This window comes from Actinomadura sp. KC216, from assembly GCF_004348535.1.
In the GTDB taxonomy this organism is placed as follows: domain Bacteria; phylum Actinomycetota; class Actinomycetes; order Streptosporangiales; family Streptosporangiaceae; genus Spirillospora.
This window is the reverse complement of record NZ_SMJX01000097.1, coordinates 1-18,297: the sequence shown is the minus strand read 5'-3', so window position 1 is coordinate 18,297 and position 18,297 is coordinate 1. Positions and strand designations below refer to the sequence as shown.

17 protein-coding genes and 1 pseudogene are annotated in these 18,297 nt (G+C 72.9%); 8 read left to right on the top strand and 10 right to left on the bottom strand.

The features are described from left to right. Nucleotides 1-91: 91 nt before the first annotated feature. Nucleotides 92-895, bottom strand: coding sequence for a histidinol-phosphatase (gene hisN, locus E1264_RS18725; RefSeq protein ID WP_132175181.1), 804 nt, complete (start codon nucleotides 893-895; stop codon nucleotides 92-94). Nucleotides 896-1,029: 134 nt separating this feature from the next. Between hisN and E1264_RS18720 the strand changes: the two genes are divergently transcribed. Continuing rightward, the gene (locus tag E1264_RS18720) at nucleotides 1,030-1,890 is read left to right on the top strand and encodes a hypothetical protein (protein WP_132175179.1); all 861 of its coding nucleotides are present in this window, start codon (nucleotides 1,030-1,032) and stop codon (nucleotides 1,888-1,890) included. Nucleotides 1,891-1,894: 4 nt separating this feature from the next. Here the strand turns inward: E1264_RS18720 and E1264_RS18715 are convergent, their stop codons facing one another. From E1264_RS18715 to E1264_RS18685, 7 genes are all read right to left on the bottom strand, one after another. Continuing rightward, nucleotides 1,895-3,382, bottom strand: a complete 1,488-nt coding sequence (locus tag E1264_RS18715; RefSeq protein ID WP_132175177.1) for an FAD-binding oxidoreductase — start codon at nucleotides 3,380-3,382, stop codon at nucleotides 1,895-1,897. A gap of 4 nt (nucleotides 3,383-3,386) precedes the next feature. Beyond that, nucleotides 3,387-4,964, bottom strand: coding sequence for a serine/threonine-protein kinase (locus tag E1264_RS18710; protein WP_132175175.1), 1,578 nt, complete (start codon nucleotides 4,962-4,964; stop codon nucleotides 3,387-3,389). Nucleotides 4,965-5,024: 60 nt separating this feature from the next. Next, nucleotides 5,025-6,032: a ribosome small subunit-dependent GTPase A gene (rsgA, locus tag E1264_RS18705; RefSeq protein ID WP_132175201.1), complete on the bottom strand. Its 1,008-nt coding sequence runs from the start codon at nucleotides 6,030-6,032 to the stop codon at nucleotides 5,025-5,027. 17 nt (nucleotides 6,033-6,049) lie between these two features. Continuing rightward, nucleotides 6,050-7,321 carry a 3-phosphoshikimate 1-carboxyvinyltransferase gene (gene aroA / locus E1264_RS18700; protein ID WP_132175173.1) on the bottom strand — a complete coding sequence of 424 codons (1,272 nt, stop codon included), beginning with the start codon at nucleotides 7,319-7,321 and terminating at the stop codon, nucleotides 6,050-6,052. Nucleotides 7,322-7,373: 52 nt separating this feature from the next. Beyond that, complete coding sequence (locus E1264_RS18695; RefSeq protein ID WP_132175171.1) at nucleotides 7,374-8,066, bottom strand: zf-HC2 domain-containing protein; 693 nt, start codon at nucleotides 8,064-8,066, stop codon at nucleotides 7,374-7,376. Then, entirely contained in the window at nucleotides 8,063-8,629 is a 567-nt protein-coding gene (locus E1264_RS18690) for a sigma-70 family RNA polymerase sigma factor (RefSeq protein WP_132175169.1), read from the bottom strand. Before E1264_RS18690 ends, E1264_RS18695 begins: the two co-directional genes overlap by 4 nt. A 119-nt stretch (nucleotides 8,630-8,748) precedes the next feature. Continuing rightward, on the bottom strand, nucleotides 8,749-9,552 hold the full coding sequence (locus tag E1264_RS18685; protein WP_132175167.1) for a DoxX family membrane protein: 804 nt from the start codon (nucleotides 9,550-9,552) through the stop codon (nucleotides 8,749-8,751). Here E1264_RS18685 and E1264_RS18680 point away from each other — a divergent pair. After that, the gene (locus E1264_RS18680; protein ID WP_347813405.1) at nucleotides 9,551-10,402 is read left to right on the top strand and encodes an SOS response-associated peptidase; all 852 of its coding nucleotides are present in this window, start codon (nucleotides 9,551-9,553) and stop codon (nucleotides 10,400-10,402) included. The two genes, E1264_RS18685 and E1264_RS18680, sit on opposite strands and share 2 nt — an antisense overlap. A gap of 78 nt (nucleotides 10,403-10,480) precedes the next feature. Then, a complete protein-coding gene (locus E1264_RS18675) occupies nucleotides 10,481-10,816 on the top strand; it encodes a TraR/DksA C4-type zinc finger protein (RefSeq protein WP_132175165.1) in 336 nt (111 codons plus the stop codon). Here the strand turns inward: E1264_RS18675 and E1264_RS18670 are convergent. Then, a complete protein-coding gene (locus E1264_RS18670; RefSeq protein ID WP_243711009.1) occupies nucleotides 10,813-11,583 on the bottom strand; it encodes a methyltransferase domain-containing protein in 771 nt (256 codons plus the stop codon). The genes E1264_RS18675 and E1264_RS18670 overlap by 4 nt on opposite strands. A gap of 179 nt (nucleotides 11,584-11,762) precedes the next feature. Between E1264_RS18670 and E1264_RS18665 the strand changes: the two genes are divergently transcribed. The 5 genes from E1264_RS18665 (at nucleotide 11,763) to E1264_RS45380 (ending at nucleotide 17,156) form a co-directional block, all read left to right on the top strand. After that, nucleotides 11,763-12,518 carry a sigma-70 family RNA polymerase sigma factor gene (locus E1264_RS18665; protein WP_243711008.1) on the top strand — a complete coding sequence of 252 codons (756 nt, stop codon included), beginning with the start codon at nucleotides 11,763-11,765 and terminating at the stop codon, nucleotides 12,516-12,518. Continuing rightward, nucleotides 12,515-12,820 (top strand): mycothiol system anti-sigma-R factor, encoded by a 306-nt coding sequence (rsrA, locus tag E1264_RS18660; protein WP_132175163.1) that lies wholly within the window; start codon nucleotides 12,515-12,517, stop codon nucleotides 12,818-12,820. The genes E1264_RS18665 and rsrA overlap by 4 nt, the downstream gene beginning before the upstream one ends. Nucleotides 12,821-12,843: 23 nt before the next feature. Beyond that, entirely contained in the window at nucleotides 12,844-13,773 is a 930-nt protein-coding gene (locus tag E1264_RS18655) for an NAD-dependent epimerase/dehydratase family protein (protein ID WP_132175161.1), read from the top strand. 630 nt (nucleotides 13,774-14,403) lie between these two features. After that, nucleotides 14,404-15,726 (top strand): HD-GYP domain-containing protein, encoded by a 1,323-nt coding sequence (locus E1264_RS18650; RefSeq protein WP_347813404.1) that lies wholly within the window; start codon nucleotides 14,404-14,406, stop codon nucleotides 15,724-15,726. Nucleotides 15,727-15,806: 80 nt separating this feature from the next. After that, nucleotides 15,807-17,156 carry an HD domain-containing phosphohydrolase gene (locus tag E1264_RS45380; RefSeq protein ID WP_132175157.1) on the top strand — a complete coding sequence of 450 codons (1,350 nt, stop codon included), beginning with the start codon at nucleotides 15,807-15,809 and terminating at the stop codon, nucleotides 17,154-17,156. 65 nt (nucleotides 17,157-17,221) lie between these two features. Here the strand turns inward: E1264_RS45380 and E1264_RS18640 are convergent. Continuing rightward, nucleotides 17,222-18,184, bottom strand: a pseudogene (locus E1264_RS18640) (bifunctional copper resistance protein CopD/cytochrome c oxidase assembly protein); the annotation flags it as partial. Nucleotides 18,185-18,297 lie beyond the last annotated feature (113 nt).

The following is an 18,297-nucleotide window of genomic DNA, read 5'->3' as shown; positions in this document are numbered from 1 at the left end:
ACGGCCGCCCGGCGGCCGCTGTTCCACGATATGTCGCGAGTCCGGCCGATGGAACCATGATCTCACCAGGGACTTCGGTGAGGCGGGGCGGTCAGATGCGCAGGGAGAGCTGGCCGCCGCCGAGCGTGCGCAGGACCTCCGCGTGCAGCTTGCCGTTCGTGCAGACGACGCTGCCGCCGTCCGGGCCCGGCACGCCGGACAGGTCGGTGAACATGCCCCCGGCCTCCTCCACGATGACCTGGAGCGCGGCGAGGTCCCACAGCGACACCTCGGGCTCGGCGGAGATGTCGATCGCGCCCTCGGCGACCATCATGTGCGACCAGAAGTCGCCGAACGCCCGCGTCCGCCACACCTCGCGGGTCAGTTCGATGAACCGGCTGAGGCGGCCCTGCTCCTCCCAGCCGCTGAGGCTGGAGAACGACAGTGACGCGTCCTCCATCGCCGTCACCGACGACACGGTCATCCGGGTGGCGCGGGTGAGGCTGCGGCCCGTCCAGGCGCCGCCGCCGCGCGCCGCCCACCAGCGCCGCTGCAGCGCGGGCGCGGACACGACCCCGACGACGATCTCCTCGTTCTCCATCAGCGCGATCAGCGTCGCCCACACCGGGACGCCCCGGACGAAGTTCTTCGTCGCGTCGATCGGGTCGATGATCCAGCAGCGGTTCCCGAATCCGGTCCGGCCGTACTCCTCGCCGAGCACCGCGTCGCGCGGGCGGGCCCGCTTCAGCGTGCCGCGGATCTGCTCCTCCACGCTGCGGTCGGCGTCGCTGACCGGCGTCAGGTCCGGCTTGGTCTCGATGTCGAGATCGAGGGCACGGAAACGCCTGGTCGTGATGTCGTCGGCCCCGTCCGCCAGCACATGAGCGAGACGCAGGTCATCGGAATAGCCCGCCACGGCGTGCAACGCTACCCTGATCACGTCCTGTCCAGACACACTTACCCGGCCGTTCCGGCTTTTCGGTCGTCTCCGTGGGGCGCGCCGTGGCGGTATCGGGGGTATCGCCGGGCCGGTGGTGGCAGCATGGGCGCATGGCGCACGACCTTCCCGCATGGGTGGCCGAGCTGACCGACCCCCGCCGGGCCGAGACGCTCGACGAGCTCGCCGACCGCCTCGTCCCCCTGGCCGAGCACGCGATCGACGTGTCCCGCCGGCTCCAGGCGCAGCTCAACGAGCTCAACGACCCGTTCAAGCGCGAGGCCCTCTACGGGCGCGTCGAGCGGCTGAAGGCCCGCGTGGGCGAGGCCCTGGAGGAGATCACGGCGGAGATCGCCGCGTCCGGGGAGGAGCGCATCGAGCGCGTCGTGGCCGACTGGGCCGGACGGGCCGGGCCCGGCGACCCCGGCGAGCGCAGCGCCCGGGAGCGCGAGGTGCGCCGCAGGCTGGACCGTGACATCGTCCCGGTGCTGTCCAAGCGGCAGCAGGACGTCGCCGAACGGGTCGCCGAACGCAGCTCCACGGCGCTGGAGGAGGCGACGCGGACGCTGCTGACCCGGGTCGAGGAGCTGGCGAAGGCGGTCACCGACCTGATCCACGACGTGCTGCCGCTGGCACGGGAGGGGCTGGCGCTGGCGGGCCGCATCTCGACTCTGTCCGGCCGGGCCCGCAAGGCGGGGCGCGGACCGGTCCCGGACGAGCTGAAGGACGCCGGGGCCGAGACGGCCCGCGCGTTCGACGAGGCCGTCGCGCGGCTGGAGCTGGAGTGGGCCGCGCTCGGCGCCCGCTCCGCGAGCGTCCGGGCGGCGCTGCGCGGCGCGGAGGAGAGCGCGTTCAGCCGGGTCACCGAGGAGATGACCCGCTGCGTGGAGGAACTCGCGCCCGAGCACGTCAAGGCGCTGAACGAGGCCGAGGCCAGGGCGCGCAGCCTGTTCGAGGAACCGTCGGACGGCTGACGGGCTAGAGCGCCTGCGGGAAGCGGAACAGACCTTCGGGGTCGTGGGCGGCCTTGGTCCTTCTGAGCCGGTCCAGGTTGGGGCCGTAGTAGGCGGTGGCCCAGTCTTTGAGATCAGGGTCGATGTAGTTCACGTAGGCGGTGCCGCCCATGGACGGCTCCATCGCCGCGTGCGTGCCGCGAAGCCAGGCGTTGTCGGGCGCGAGGTACTGGACGCAGAACAGAGCCTTCCGGTGCGGGAAGGCGGTGTCGCCCGGGCTTACGCGGCCTATCGCGCCGCCGAAGGCGTCCATGAGGACGGAGCGGTTCTGGACGTCGTTGCCTGTGTCGAAGCGGTTCAGGAGAGCGTTGATGGCGGCGTCAGGTAGGGGCTTGTAGGCGATGTGGGATTTACCGGCGTAGTCGGTTCTGGGGAAGCTTCCGCCGGGTCGCCGGCCGGGCAGGGTGCCTTGGGCGTGGCATTGCTCGACGGTCTGTCCCGCGCATCCGCCCATGAACTTCATGGCGTCCAGGTAGGGCCTGCTCTGGGCGGTGGACGACGTGGGGTCGGCCCCTGTGGCGGCCGTCAGCGCGTTCATGGAGGGGGTGGCGTCGGCGAGCGCGACGCCGATGACCTCGACGCTCGGGGTCGCCTGGCCGGGGCGCGTGTCGAGGCGCAGGCTCGTCCAGACCTCGTCGGGCGCGGACGGCGCCCAGCGCTGCCAGCCCCGGATCACGGCGGCGGCGTCCGCCCAGGACCAGCGGACGCTGAACGGCGTGACCTCGCCGATCTCGTGCGTGCGGAACGTGAACGAGACCGCGGCGCCGAAGTTGCCGCCGCCCCCGCCCCGGCAGGCCCAGAACAGGTCCGGGTTCCGCTCGCCGTCGCAGGTCAGGACCCGTCCGTCCGCGGTGACGACCTGGACCGACGCCAGGGCGTCGCAGGACAGCCCGTACGCGCGGGACGCCACGCCGATCCCGCCGCCCAGCGTCAGCCCCGCCACGCCGACCGTCGGGCAACTGCCTGCCGGGACGCTCACGCCATGCTCGGCGAGCCCCGCGTACAGGTCGATCAGCCGTGTCCCCGCGCCGACGACCGCGTGGCCGCCGTCGCGCTTCACCGTGTCCATGGGGGAGACGTCGATGACGAGGCCCGTGCCCGTCGACCAGCCCGCGTAGCTGTGGCCGCCGCAGCGCACGGCGACCGGGATCCGCTGCAGCGTCGCGAACGCCATGCACTCGGACACGTCCTGCGGCGTCTCGCAGTACGCGATGCCCGCGGGCTTGATGCCGTCGAAGCGCGGGATGTGGAGGCGCCGGGCCTGGGCGTAGGAGGTGTCGGACGGGCGGATCAGCGTCCCGTCCAGGCCGCGTCCGAGCGCGTTCCAGTCGGCGGGCCCGGTCAGGCGCGGGCGCCGGGAGGGGCGATCGGCGGGCGACGGCTTCTCGCCGGAGCACCCGGCGGCGGCCAGGGGCCCGAGGAGCGTCGCCTTGAGCACCCATCGCCTGTCCATGGTGTCAGGCGCTGCTTCGCAGGGTGCGGAGGAAGGTGTCGTAGGCGGGGACGGCCCCGTCCCAATGCTGCTGCCCTGCGACGATGATGACCTGGTAGATGGCGTCGTCGAACCTGAACACCCGGACACGGGCCCTGCCGGGGATGCCGTTCTTGGTGAAGGTGAACTGCGCTTCGGCGGCCTTGTCGCCCAGGTAGGCGACGTTGCGGTTGAGGCTCTCCTGCTTGAACTCGGGATACTGCGCGGTGTCCTTCTTCATCTGGTCGAGGGCGTCGACGAGGCCGTCCCCGGGGTCGGCGAAGTCGTTGTTCGCGATGCGCTGGATCGCCAGGCCCCGCCGGACGCCCGGAGCCGGATCGGTGAACGACGCGTCGTCGCCGGAGCTCTCGTCCTTCCACCCCTGCGGCACCGCCGCGACGAACGCCGACCCTTGGTACAGCCGGTACCCGGACGGCACGGCGACGTTCGTCGGCGTGGACGACGAGGACGACGTCCCCGCCGAGGACGTCGGCGGGTCGTCGGCGCGCTCGTTGCCGCGGTAGCTGGTGAACACCACGACCGCGACGACCGCGACGACCAGCGCCGCCGCGAAGATCCCGCCCGGGATGATCACCGGCCATGGCGGGCGGCGCCGCCGACGTGCCGGAACGCCGGTCGGCGGCTGCGTCTGCCACGACGGGGACTCGACCGTCGGTGCCGCGGCCGGCGGCTGCAGCGTCACGTTGTGCGGCGGCGGCGCGTACGGAGGCGGCGGCTGCGTCTGGACGGGCGGCGGGGGCCCCTGCGCGACCTGGCGGAGCAGCCGTCCGGCGTCGTCGGGGCTCATCCGCCTATCCGGGTCCTTGCGGAGCAGGCCGTGCAGGACGGGCGTCAGGGGCCCGGCGAGCTGGAACGGGTCCGGGTCGTCGGACAGCAGGGCGGCCATCATGCCCCACATGTCCGGCCGCTTGTACGGGGGACGTCCCTCGACGGCCGCGTACAGCGTCGCGCCCAGCGACCACAGGTCCGACGCCGGGGTGGCCTTCTGGTGGCGGGCCTGCTCGGGCGCCAGGTAGGCGGGCGACCCGACGATCGCGCCCGCCTGGGTGAGGGTCTCGTCCCCGGCGACCGTCGCGATGCCGAAGTCGGTGAGCACGGCCCGGCCCTGCGGCAGCAGCACGTTCCCGGGCTTGACGTCGCGGTGCACGACCCCGGCGGCGTGCGCGGCGTTCAGCGCGTCCAGCAGGTCGAGGCCGATCGCCGCGACCCGGTCCGGCGGCAGCCGCCCCTCCCGCGCGATGACCTTGTCCAGGCTCTCCGCCCGGACGAGCTGCATCACGATCCAGGGCCGCCCGTCCTCCTCGACCACGTCGTGGACGGTCACGATGCCCGGATGGTCCAGCCGCGCCGCCGACCGCGCCTCCCGGAACGTGCGCGCGTAGGTCCGCTCGACCTGCGCCTCGTCCAGGCCCTGCGGCAGCGCCACCTCCTTGACCGCCACCTCGCGGTCGAGCGTGCGGTCGCGGGCCCGCCACACGGCGCCCATGCCGCCGCGTCCGAGCACCTCCACCAGCTCGTAGCGCGCTGCGATCGTCTGGACCATGGGGGCGACGATACCGAGGCCGGCCGGACGAAGCGCGGCCTATGCCCGGCTATGCCGGGCCTATTCGGCGTCGCCCTCGCGGCTCGCCAGGAGGCGGCGGAGGGAGTCGAGGCGGGCGCGGCTGGCGTGCCCGTCGTCCACCCAGCCGTCGAGCCCGCAGCTCTCCTGGAGATGGTCGCAGTGCGGGGGGCAGCGCTCGGCGGCGCCGTCCGCGAGGTCCTCGAACGCGTTGATCACGTTCTCGGGCTCGACGTGCGCGAGGCCGAAGCTCCGCACGCCGGGGGTGTCGATGATCCAGCCGTCGCCGCCGGGCAGCTCCAGCGCGATCGCCGACGAGGACGTGTGCCGCCCGCGCCCGGTGACCGCGTTGACCTCGCTGACGGCCCGCTCGGCGTCCGGGACGAGCGCGTTCACCAGCGTCGACTTCCCGACGCCCGAGTGCCCGACCAGCACGCTCGTCCGCCCGGACAGGTGGCCGCGCAGCTCGTCCAGGTCGCCGCCGCGCCGCGTCACGACATAGGGGACGCCGAGCGGCGCGTACTCGGCGACGAGATCGGCGGGGTCGGCGAGGTCGGCCTTGGTGAGGCAGAGCAGCGGGTCCATCCCGGCGTCGTAGGCGGCGACGAGCTGCCGGTCGATCATCCGGGGGCGGGGCTCGGGGTCGGCGAGCGCGGTGACGATCGCGAGCTGGTCGGCGTTCGCGACGACGATCCGCTCGAACGGGTCGGTGTCGTCGGCGGTGCGGCGCAGCGACGACGTCCGCGGCTCGACCCGGACGATGCGGGCCAGCGTGTCGGGCGCGCCGGACACGTCCCCGACCAGCGCCACCCGGTCGCCGACGACGACGCCCTTGCGGCCCAGCTCGCGGGCGCGCATCGCGGTGACGCCGCGCTCGTCGGGGGTGCCCGCGTCGACGAGGCAGCGGTACCGGCCCCGGTCCACCGCGGTGACGAATCCGGACGAGGCGTCCTCGTGCGCGGGGCGGCGCCGGGTGCGCGGGCGCGACCCGCGGCGCCCGGGCCGCACCCGGACGTCGTCCTCGTCGTAGTCCTGTGCTCGTCGTGCCAGTGGTCCGGTCCCTGCGCTCAGGCGGGCGCCGCCATCGACGCCCACAGCTCGGTGAAGTTCGGAAGAGTCTTGCCCACGGTGCCCGGGTTCTCCACCTCGATGCCGGGAACGGCCAACCCGAGCACGGCCGCCGCCATCACCATCCGGTGGTCGTCGTAGGTGCGGAAACCGCCGCCGCGCAGCGGGCGCGGGGTGATCTCCAGGCCGTCCGGCAGCTCGCGGGCGTCGCCGCCCAGCCCGTTGATCTCGGTGACCAGCGCCGCGAGCCGGTCGGTCTCGTGGCCGCGCAGGTGCGCGATGCCCGTCAGCCTGGACGGCGAATCCGCCAGCGCGGCGAGGGCGGCCAGCACCGGGGTCAGCTCGCCGACCTCGTGCAGGTCGGCGTCCAGGCCCTGGTAGGTGCCCGTGCCGCGCACGGTGAGGCCGTCCGGGCCGAGGGAGACCTCCGCGCCCATCCGGGCGAGCAGCTCGCGGAGCGCGTCGCCGGGCTGGGTCGTCTCGGCGGGCCAGCCGGGCACGGTGACGCGGCCGCCCGTGACGAGCGCCGCGCCGAGGAACTGCGCCGCGTTCGACAGGTCCGGCTCGATCACCCACTCGCCGCCGCGCAGCGGGCCCGGCGCGACCCGCCACACGTTCCGCTCCGTCTCGACGGCCGCGCCCGCGTCCCGCAGCATCTGGACGGTCATCGCCAGGTGCGGCGCCGACGGCACCGGTGGGCCCTCGTGCCTGACCTCCACGCCCTTCTCGAAGCGCGGCGCCGCCAGCAGCAGGCCCGACACCAGCTGCGACGACCCGGACGCGTCGATCACGACCTGCCCGCCGTTCACCGACCCCGTCCCGCGCACGGTGAACGGGAGCGCGCCGCGCCCGCCGTCGTCGAGGTCCGCGCCGAGCGCCCGCAGCGCGGTGATGATCGGGCCCATCGGGCGCTCCCTGGCGCGCGGGTCGCCGTCCACCGCCACCTCGCCGGACGCCAGCGCCGCGACGGGCGGCAGGAACCGCATCACCGTCCCGGCGAGGCCGACGTCCACGCGCGCCGGGCCTGCCAGCTCGCCCGGGGTGACCTGCCAGTCGCCGGAGTCCTCGCCGATGCCGACGCCCAGCGCGCGGAGCGCGTCCGCCATGAGCTCGGTGTCGCGGCTGTGCAGCGGCCGGACGATCACGGACGGCGCGGCGGCGAGCGCGGCCAGGATCAGCGCCCGGTTCGTCATCGACTTCGACCCGGGCAGCGGGACGGCGGCGTCCACCGGGGCATGGGCGACCGGGGCGGACCAGTGCGGAGAGGGCATGACCCAAGGCTATCCGGCCGGGGCCGCCACCCCGATGATCACAGCGAGATGATCACAGCGGGATGGTCAGCAGCGTCCCGCCGTCGTCGAGCCGCACCTCGAAGCGGCTGATCTCCGGACGGGTGAGCCCCGTCCCGCCCTGCATCACGAGCGGCTTCGGCTGCCCCGGCACCCCGTACCCCTTGTCGGGGACGCGCCAGCCCGCGACGACGCTGCGCTCGCCGTCCTTGGACACGGCCTCCAGATGGCACCGCAGCGGACCCTTGATGCCGCGCAGCTCCAGGCTGACCTGCGTCCCCCAGCCCTTGTCGACCAGCCCGACCAGGCCGGACGCGCCCGTGCCGGGGTTGGTCCCCCGGAACTGCTCCCCGGCGATGGGCGGCGCGGGCGGCGTCTTCGGGGCCGGGCCTTCGTCGTTCAGGACCGTCCCCACACCGACGCCCGCGACCAGCGCGCCAGCGGCGGCGGCGGTACCGACGAGGAGGGCGGCGCGCCGGGACCGCCGGTCGGCCCGCCGCTTGCGCCGCATCATGTCGATCACCGGCGCCGGGGCCGTGGACGGCTCGTCCTCCGGCCGCTCCGCCCCGAGCGAGGTGAGAACGCTTGCCGTTCCCGACATCTCCCGCAGCTCGGCCTGGCACGCCGCGCACCCTTGCAGATGTGCCTCGAACGCCCGCCGGTCGACCTCTTCGAGAAGGCCAAGCGCGTACGCGCCGACGTCGGTGTGCTCGACCTGGGAGCTCATGAGGTCACCCCCCTCTCCTCCAAGGCGACGCGCAGCGCGCGCAACGCGTAGTAGACGCGGGACTTGACCGTCCCCACCGGGATGCCCAGGTACTCGGCGGCCTGGTTGACCGTCCGGTCGCGCAGCACCGTCTCCGTCAGCGCCTGCCGGTGCGCGGGGGAGAGCGACTCCAGCGCCTCCGTCACGACGACCTTGCGCAGCAGTCCGTCCAGCTCGTCCGCCATCGGCAGGTTCTCCAGGGGGCCGTCGCCGACCTCCGGCGGCCGGACCTCGCGATGCCGCCGATTGTCGATCACGATACGCCGGGAGACCGTGGCCAGCCAGGGCATCAGCGAGGACGTGCGGTCATCGAGCCGGTCCGCGCTGCGCCATGCCCGGATCATGGTCTCCTGCACCACGTCCTCGGCCCACGGGCGGTCACCGCCGGTGAGCCGGAGGACGAACGCGAGGAGCGGCCGATGATACTCGCGATAGAGCTCGGCGACGATGTCCTCGTCGCGCGGCCTGCGGAGCAGGCTCCGCAACCCGCCGGTCTGGCGACCGGTCGATCCGGGAACTGCCATGGCCGGGGCGTCTCCGTGAGTGGGTCGGTCGGGGTCACATGGCAGTACGGGACCCGTCCGGCTCGCGGTTCAACGGATTTGAGCCTCTTTTAAGGTTCTCTTCGGGAAACGGCCGCGGGTCAGCGCTTGACGGCCTGCTTGACCCGGCCCGCCTTGACGGCCGTTCCCGTCTTCACCGTCCGCCCGGCCTTCATCGCCCTGGCCGCCTGCGCCGCCGTCCCGGCCTTGACGGTCTGACCGGCCCGCGCCGCACGGCCCGGCTTCGACGCCCGCCCGATCAGGAACGCGGCCCCGGCGCCCTTGAGCATGCCGCCGGACTTCTTGGACTTCGCCGACCTCAGCGTCTTCGCGGTCCGCCGGGCGGCCTTGCGCCCGCCCTCGGCGCGGGCGACGCGCACCTGCCGGGCCGCCTCGCGGCGCGCGTCCCGCAGGGTGACGGCCGCCTCGCGGCGCAGTGCCTTCGCCTCCGCCGCGCTCTTGATCTGCGCCTCCCGGGCCTGCCGCCGGAGCTCCGCCGTCCGCGGCGAGCGGCGCGGCTCGGACGCCACCATCAGCAGCGCCCCGAACAGCCCTGCGTTCTTCAGCAGATGCGACCGCTCGTTGGCGCGGTGCTCGGGGTCCTCCTCGGTCCAGTAGCGGTGCTCGGTCGCCAGCGCGGGCACCACCTGCGCCGCGAGCAGCAGCGTGGTGAGCCGCCGGAACCGGCCGGTCAGCAGCAGCGCGCCGGTGCCGAGGCTGAGCGCGCCCTGCATCCGGACGAGCGTCTCGGCGTCCTTCGGCAGCCAGTCGATCCGGTCCGCGACCGGCTTGACCGCCGGGCCTACCCGCGCGGCGCGCTCGCGCGGATCCCGGACCGCGTCCAGGCCGTTCATGATGAAAGGGGCCGCCACGAACGGGCGGGCCAGAGTCGTGAAGGGTCGCATGACCCGCTACATGCCCAGCGCGTCGCGCCTCAAGCGCGGCAGGATGGGAGCCATGTGCGGACGCTATGCCACCACCCGCGCGCGTCAGGAGCTGCTGGACGAGTTCCAGGTCCAGCTCGACGCCGTCGACGGGGACATCCAGCCCGATTACAACGTCGCCCCGACCAAACAGGTCCCGGCCGTCCTCAACCGGCGCCCGAAGGACGCGCCGGAGGAGGAACCGGCCGTCCGGCAGCTGCGGACGGTCCGCTGGGGGCTCGTCCCGTCCTGGGCGAAGGACCTGTCGATCGGCTCGCGCATGATCAACGCGCGGTTCGAGACGGTGCACGAGAAGCCGTCGTTCCGCCGCGCGTTCGCGCGGCGCCGCTGCCTGCTGCCCGCCGACGGTTACTTCGAGTGGTACACCCTGCAAGACCAGGGCGACTCGCCCGATCCGGCCGAAGGCGAGAAGAAGGCCAAGAAGAAGAAGCCGCAGAAGCAGCCGTTCTTCATCCGTCCCAACGACGGCGCCATCATGGCGATGGCCGGGCTCTACGAACTGTGGAAGTCGCCCGAGGACGAATGGCTCTGGACGTGCACGGTGATCACCACCGACGCGCCGGACGACCTCGGCCGCATCCACGACCGGATGCCGATGGTCGTCGAACCGGACCGCTGGGACGCCTGGCTCGACCCCGACCTCACCGACACCGAGCAGGTCCGCGGCCTGCTGGTGCCCGCGATGGCCGGGACAATGGACGCCTATCCGGTGTCGAAGGCCGTCAACAGCGTGAGAAACAACGGCCCGGAACTCATAGAACCGGCGGCTTCTGGGGATAGTTCTGAAAACCATTCCGGCAGTTTGTTCTGACCGCTGTCGACCTCGGCGGCGGCCGGATCCCCGACCCCCGCATCGCCCGGAATCCCCACCGGGAGGAGTCGCAGCATCGTGGACACCGCAGTAGCCCGCTCCCGCCTGGAGTCCATGCGCGCCGATCTGGACCGTTCGATCGCCATTCTCCGCGGGGAGAGCCCCGAGCGCGACAGCTCGCCCGCGGACGCCGGGGCCGGCCTCACCGCCCAGGACCGCGTGGAGGCCGCCCTGGACTCCCTCGAACGCCACCGGCGCGCCGTCGCCGAGGCGCTGGAACGGATCAGCGCCGGCACCTACGGCCGCTGCGTCGGCTGCGGCCGTCCCGTCCCCGAAGGCCGCCTGGAGGCACGCCCGGACGCCGCTCGCTGCATCACCTGCCAAGCCAAACATGACCGGAGGGCACGCGGTTAGCTCCTGCGCCGGGCACTGGCCAGCAGGTGGATTCCCAGTGACTCGTCGGGGCTCGGGGCGTTCAGCTCGGTGCGGACCAGGCGCGCCATGGCGCGAGGGGAGCCGGCCAGGACGTGCTCGACCATCGACGGGGACAGCACGGTCCGCGGCCTGACCCACTCGACCTCCAGGCCCGCGTCCGCGAGGAGTTCGCGGAGCTGGTGGGCGGAGAACGAGCGGGTGATCGTCCCGTCCGGCCAGGGGACGAGGACGACCTCGGCGCTCGGGACGTCCGACAGGTGCGCCCAGTAGTTCCGCTCGGCCAGCAGCGCCATGCCCAGCGTGAGGGAGTCGACGCAGAGCAGGACGCGGCCGCCGGGGCGCAGCACGCGGGCGATCTCGGCGACCGTGGACTCGGTGGCGAGGTGCCGGGACAGGACGCGGTTCTCGGCGATCACGCCGTCCATGCAGGCGTCGGCGAGGAAGGCGAGCGTGCCGGTGTCGCCGATCAGCGGGATGGAGGTGCCCTTGGCCGCGCGTTCCGCCGCGTCGGCCCTGCCCGGATCGCGTACCTCCAGGACGGTGTGGCCCGCCTCGGCGGCCTGCGCCGCGCAGCGCCCGCCCGAGATGTCCAGCATCCGGGAGGGTCTGCGCGGCAGCCATCTGGCCAGTTGGGCGGACGCGACCGCCCAGTAGAACCTCCAGTAGCGCGACAGGGAGTCCCCGGAGACGTCACGCAGGCTGGCGATGGTGGGCTCGGAAGGTTGCGCCGGTAGCACCGGTTGCACCGCTTGCTCCTGTTCTCGCCGTATATGTCTGGTCTTCCCCGCTGCGGGTGATCATCACCCTCCGTGCAGGACGGGGGCGCGCGGGAGCGGCTTCGTTTCGTCACTTCCTGACGGGGAATCGGCGGGGACGTTGCGGTGTTGCACCGTCTCACAGGCAAGTACAGCGGAGGTGCACACCGATGACCACAGCCGTTGCCGATCTGCGGCGGAGAACGCCCGCGGACGCGCCGGCACCCGCCCGCGTGGGCGGACCGCGCGGGCCGATATCGTCTGTGGGAAACGACGCCGACGGCCGAGTCAGGGCCACGGGCGCCACAGCCGAGGGGGTGGGTCAGGTACAGGGCACCACGGAGACCGTGGAGCAGCGCCGGGAGCGGTTCCAGCGCGACGTGCTCCCGTTCTTGGACCAGCTGTATTCGGCCGCGCTGCGCATGACGCGCAACCCGGCGGACGCCGAAGACCTCGTCCAGGAGACCTTCGCCAAGGCGTTCGCCTCCTTCCACCAGTTCAAGGAAGGCACCAATCTCAAGGCGTGGCTGTATCGGATCCTGACCAACACGTTCATCAACTCCTACCGCAAGAAGCAGCGCCAGCCGCAGCAGGCCGCCACCGAGGACATCGAGGACTGGCAGATCGCCCGCGCGGAGTCGCACACCTCCAGCGGGCTGAAGTCCGCCGAGGCGGAGGCGCTTGAGCACCTGCCCGACACCGACGTGAAGCGGGCGCTGCAGGAGCTGCCGGAGGAGTTCCGCATCGCCGTGTACCTCGCCGACGTCGAGGGGTTCGCGTACAAGGAGATCGCCGAGATCATGGGCACGCCCATCGGCACGGTGATGTCCCGCCTGCACCGCGGCAGGCGCCAGCTGCGCGGCATGCTGGAGGACTACGCTCAGGACCGGGGCCTGACCAGGGCGAGCGGAGGTTCTGCCAAATGAGCTGTGGCAACCACCATGAGACTCCCTGCGACGAGGTACTGGCGCGGGTCTATACCTACCTCGACGGTGAACTCGACCAGGGCGGCTGCGGAGAAGTACGCGATCACCTGGACGAATGCGGCCCGTGCCTGCGGGAGTACGGGCTCGAAGAGGCCGTCAAGAAGCTGGTGAACAAGTCCTGCGGCAGCGACCCCGCGCCGAGCGACCTGCGCGACAAGGTGATGGGCCGCATCGAGGAGATCTGCGGCGAGATCAAGGCGTCCAGCGGGGCGGAGAAGTCCGAGACGTCCGGTAGCGCCTGAGCGTCACCGGTATCGTGCTGCGGGTGCTCGCACTCGTCACCGGCGCGGCCGGATTCATCGGTTCCCATCTCGTCGACCGGCTGGTCGCCGACGGCCACGAGGTCATCGGCGTGGACGACCTGTCGTCCGGCGCGAACGTCCGTCCCGGCGTGGAGATGTGGGAGCTGGACGTCGCCGATCCCGGGCTCGTCGAGAAGGCCGCGGTGCGGCGGCCCGAGGTGATCTGCCATCTCGCCGCCCAGGTCAGCGTGCGCGCCAGCGTGGCCGACCCGCTGCACGACGCGCGGACGAACGTGGTCGGGACGGCGAACGTCCTGGAGGCGGCGCGGGCGGCGGGCGGGCGCAAGGTCGTGTTCACCTCCAGCTGCGCGGTGTACGGGGTGCCGGACGCGCTGCCCGTACCGCCGGACGCCGAGCTGCGGCCCGCGTCCCCGTACGCGGCGTCCAAGGTGTCCGGCGAGGTGTACGCGCAGATGTACCGGGAGCTGCACGGCATCGACTTCACGACGCTGACGCTGGCGAACGTGTACGGGCCGCGGCAGACGCCCGAGGGCGAGGCGGGCGTCGTCTCGATCTTCACCGACGCGCTGCTGGCGGGCCGCCCCACCAAGGTGTACGGCGACGGCACCCAGACCCGCGACTACGTGTACGTGCTGGACGTGGTCGACGCGTTCGCCCGCGCGGCGGGGGAGCGGGGCAGCGGGCTCCGCCTCAACGTGGGCACCGGCGTCGAGACCACCGACCGCGAGCTGCACACCGTGGTCGCGGAGGCGGCGGGCGCGCCGGACGACCCGGAGTTCGCGCCGCCCCGCCTCGGCGACCTGCCCGCGATGTCCGTCGACCCGCGGCGGACGGCGGAGGCCCTCGGCTGGACGCCCGGGGTGGGCCTTCGGGAGGGCGTCGCCGCGACGGTCGCGTGGGCGCGGGAGCGGAACGCCCCGGCCCGCCGCTGAATGCCAGGTCTTGGCAGGTCTCGCCGTTTCGCGGCCTTTCCTGAGTGCATATTCGGATGGAATTGCGGATGCACGTGCGGTGCCGGTATGTCTCCATTTTGTCCGCATACGAAACGTGCATCGGGGTCGGGCAAATGATCACCTAAGGTGACGATAGGTTCACGCTTTGCTCACGTTTCCTCGCATGCCTGTGTGGCCTGGGCAGTCCACGTTAGGCTTGTGCCGAAATCAGCGACGAGAGCACGTGCATACCCGTGAATTCGGGGTATGTGCTCGGCCGGAAGCCTGGACCGTCCCGGTCCCGGCGACCGGCCGCGAGGCCGGACGGCCCGGATCGTGGGGGGAGGCAAGGAGCCATGCGCAAGCCCGTGACGCCGGCAGGACACGACCGGTGCCGGTGCGCCTCGGCGTCGTCGCTGATGATGTCCGAAGGTGTGTCCTGGGTGTAGCGCGGGTGCCGAGAGGCACGCGCCGGCCCGGTGACGCCCCGCCATTGGTCACCGAACACGTCTCCTCCCCCGGCCCGCCCGCGGCGGCGCGCCGCCGCGGAAGGCCGGACGAGGCGTGTTCCCTCCCTGAGGGGCGGCAATGCGTGGTCTTCCTCTCGCTGCCTGGGCGTACGTCTGTGGTGTGGTCGCCCTCGCGGCCGGGCTCATCGCCACGTCGTCATTCGCCGACATCGAGTGGGACCAGCTCGCCGTGCTGGCCCTGCTGTTCCTCATCTGCGACTCCGCGCCCGCCCGGCTGAACCTCGCCCGCGCCCGGGTCTCGATGAGCTTCGCCGCCAGCCTCGCCTCGGTGGTGCTGCTCGGCCCGGCCGGCGCCGCGCTCCTCGGGTTCTGCGCCGTGGTCACCGGCCAGCGGTTCTTCGCGCCGGTCAAGCGCCTCTTCAACGGCGGGCAGCTCGCGCTCTGCGGCTTCGTCGCCGGGACGGTCTTCGAGGCGCTCGGCGGCAACCGGTTCGATCCCGAGCAGGCCCGCTGGGTCGAGAACGTCATCGGCCCGTTCCTCGCCGCGCTCGTCGTCTTCGTCCTGGTCAACCTGACGCTCATGGGCGGGGTGCTGCTGCTCGCCCGGCAGGCGACGCCGCGCGAGCTGCTGCACGAGAGCGGCCGGCTCGCCGTCGGCTGCCTCGGCTACGGCATGGTCGGCCTGCTGATCGCCGGGCTGTGGCCGCGGGTCGGGCCGTTCGCCGCCGTGCTCGTCCTGCTGCCGCTGCTCATCGCCCGGTGGGCGATGGACCAGGCGTACGTGCAGCAGCAGGCGCACTCCGCCACCCTCGCCGCGCTGTGCCAGGCCGTCGAGACCAAGGACTACTACACCCGCGGCCACTCCGAGCGGGTCTCCCGCGGCTCGGTGATGATCGCGCAGGAGATCGGGATGCGCCCCGACCGGGTCGAGGCGATCCGCTATGCCGGGATGCTGCACGACGTCGGCAAGCTCGGCGTCCCGACGAAGGTGCTGCAGAAGAACGGGCCGATGACCGAGGAGGAGTTCGCCGCGATCCAGCTGCACCCGATGCGCGGGCTGGAGATCGTCCGCGAGATCGGGTTCCTGGACGAGGCGCTCGCCGGCATCATGCACCACCACGAGAAGATGAACGGCCGCGGCTACCCGATGGGCCTCGCCGGGGACGAGATCCCCGAGTTCGCCCGGGTCATCGCCGTCGCCGACGCGTTCGACTCGATGACCTCCACCCGCTCCTACCGGCCCGCCCGCAGCGTCGACGAGGCCGTCGCCGAGCTGCGCCGCTGCATGGGCGACCACTTCGACCCGGAGATCGTCGAGGCGTTCCTGCGGGCCCTCGAACGCGACCCGTGGGTGCCGCCCGACCCGGTCGTCCTGCCGGACGACGACGTCGTCGAGACCACCCAGCAGGACCACGACGACCCGAGCGCACCCCTCCGGGTCGCCGGCGACGAGGTCCGGCCGAGCGACGAAGTGCGGCGGTGACGGGACGTCCATGAGCGGGCACCTATGAGCGGGCACCTATGAGCGGGCACCTATGAGCGGGCACCTATGAGCGGGCACCTATGAGCGGGCACGGGCGCGCCCGGGAGCGGGCGGCGTGGCAGACCATCGACTCCGGCCAGCTGCTGCTGATCGCGACGGCCGGGCTGTTCGTCGTCGTCGCCATCGCGCACGTCGCCGCCGTCGGGCTCCGGCAGCCGAACATCGCGATCATCTTCGGCGTGCTGATCGCGCTCGGCGAGCTGTTCCGCATGGTGATGCCGGGCAACCGGGAGGTCGCGCCGATCGCCAGCGCCGGCGCGATGGGGTACGCGCTGCTCGTCGGCGTCGGTCCCGAGGGCGCGGCGGACGACGCGCGGCTCGGCGTCGTCGCGGCCGACCACTCGGCGCTGCAGGTCGTCGCCGTCACCGCGGTCGGGATGCTGATCGGGTCGCTGCCGCACATCGCGGTCGGCCGGTCGCCGCGCCCGGACGCGATGGCGCGGCGGCTGTTCAACGTCACGGTCGTCGCGCTGTGCTTCCGGCCGGTGCTGTCGTTCGACCTGCCCTGGCAGCTGGTGCTGGCGGTCATGAGCATCGTGGTGATCGCGTCGTGCTTCACCGACGTGCTGATCGCCGCGGTGATCCGGGCGGAGGCGGTCCGGGCGCGGTTCGGGATCGCGCTGCGGGACGAGGCCGAGGCCAAGATGGCGCTGTGCGCCGCGACCAGCGCCACCGCCATGCTGATCGCGGTCGCGACGACCGCGATGGGCGAGGCCGCGCTGCTGATCTTCACGGTGCCGATCCTGGTGACGCAGTTCGCGTTCCGCCGGTACGCCGGGATCCGCGCCACCTACCTGCAGACCGTCCGGGCGCTGTCCCGCGTCACCGAGGTCGGCGGCTACGTCGAGACCGGGCACTCGCACCGGGTGTCGCAGCTCGCGGTCGCGATGGGCCGCGAGCTCGGCATGTCCGAGGAGGAGCTCCTCGAACTGGAGTACGCGGCGCTGATGCACGACATCGGGCAGCTCTCGCTCGGCGACCCGATCCCCGGCGGCGCGACCGTGCTGGCGTCCCCGGCCGAGCAGCGCCGCATCGCCGAGCTCGGCGCCGAGGTGATCAAGCAGACGGGGGTCCTGGACCGGGTGGCGCACATCGTCCAGCTGTCGTCCCACCCGTACCGGACCGGGCGCGAGCCCCATGCCGACGACCCGTCCGGCGAGTCCGCCGCCGGGGACCGGCCCGCCCCGCCGCCGCTCGCCGGACGCATCATCAAGGTCGCCAACGCCTACGACGACCTCGTCGGCGACTCCGCCGACCGCGACCGCGGCGCCGCCGTGCTGGAGCGGCTCAGGCTCGACTCCGCCGCCGAGTACGACCCGACCGTCGTGGAGGCGCTCAGCCGCGTCGTCGACCGCCGCCCCCGCCAGTGACCCCGTAGCGCGGTCGCGAGCGTGATCGCCGCTGCGGCCGTCCAGAGGAGCAGCGCGCCGAGGTGCTGGTCGTCCAGGGGTGACGCGCCCCATCGGCGGCCGAGGTCCTCGTACCAGTTGCCGTGGACGGTCCCGTCCCACATGAGCGCCACGCCCGCGATCACGTGCAGCGGCAGGACGGCGACGGGGACGAGCGTCCCGGCCGTCCCGTGGAAGTACGCCGCTCCGATGACCAGGAAGCAGAGCAGCGCGGGGGAGTGCAGCGCATGGTTGGCGAGGGACGTCCCGAACAGCGGCGACACGTGCCACGCGTAGAGGCTGAGCAGGAGCAGCACGGACGCGATGACCGGATGCGACAGCGCCCGCAGCCCCCGGCTGTGCGCTACGGCGGTGAGCAGTTCGGCGCCTCCCCGCACAGCCTGCTGAGCAAGGCGTAGTGGCGCGCCGTAGAGGAGCAGGAGCGGCGCGACCAACCCGACAAGGATGTGCTGCACGGCGTGGGCGCTGAACAGGACCATGCTGTAGCGGGAGATTCCGCCGGACGTGGCGAGCAAGACGACCAGCAGCCCGGCGGCCCATGATGCGGTGCGCCGCCACGGCCACGCCCGCACGCGCGCGACGCCCACCCCGTACAGGACGGCGCCCGTCGCGATCAGCGCGACGAACAGCGGGTCGATCCACCAGTCGAGCAGGTAGGGGCCGGGACCGGCGGGGCCGGGGAGCGGGAAGCCGAGGCGCAGCGCCACGACGTCGAGCGTGCCCGGCGGGTTCTCGGGCGGCGGCGTGCGGGAGAGCCCGGTCGCCAGCGCCATGGCCGCCGTCATGATGAGGATCTCGACCGCGCCGAGCCGGATGAAGGCCCGCGTTCCTCGTCCGTCGCGCAGGGCCGGGAGGGTGGCGCGGCGGTGCCACCATCCGATCGCGCCCAGGACGGTGAGCGCCGCGATCTTCGCCAGGACCAGTGCCCCGTACCGCGACCCGAGGTTGACGCCGCCGAGCCGCACCCACGCGTTCACCACGCCGCTCACCCCCACGACGGCGAACGACGCCAGAGCCAGCCCGCTGTAGCGGCCGGCGACCTGCGGGAGTTTGCCCGTTTGATCGTGGGGGGACGACCCCCCACACCCCCCGGAACGGCCCG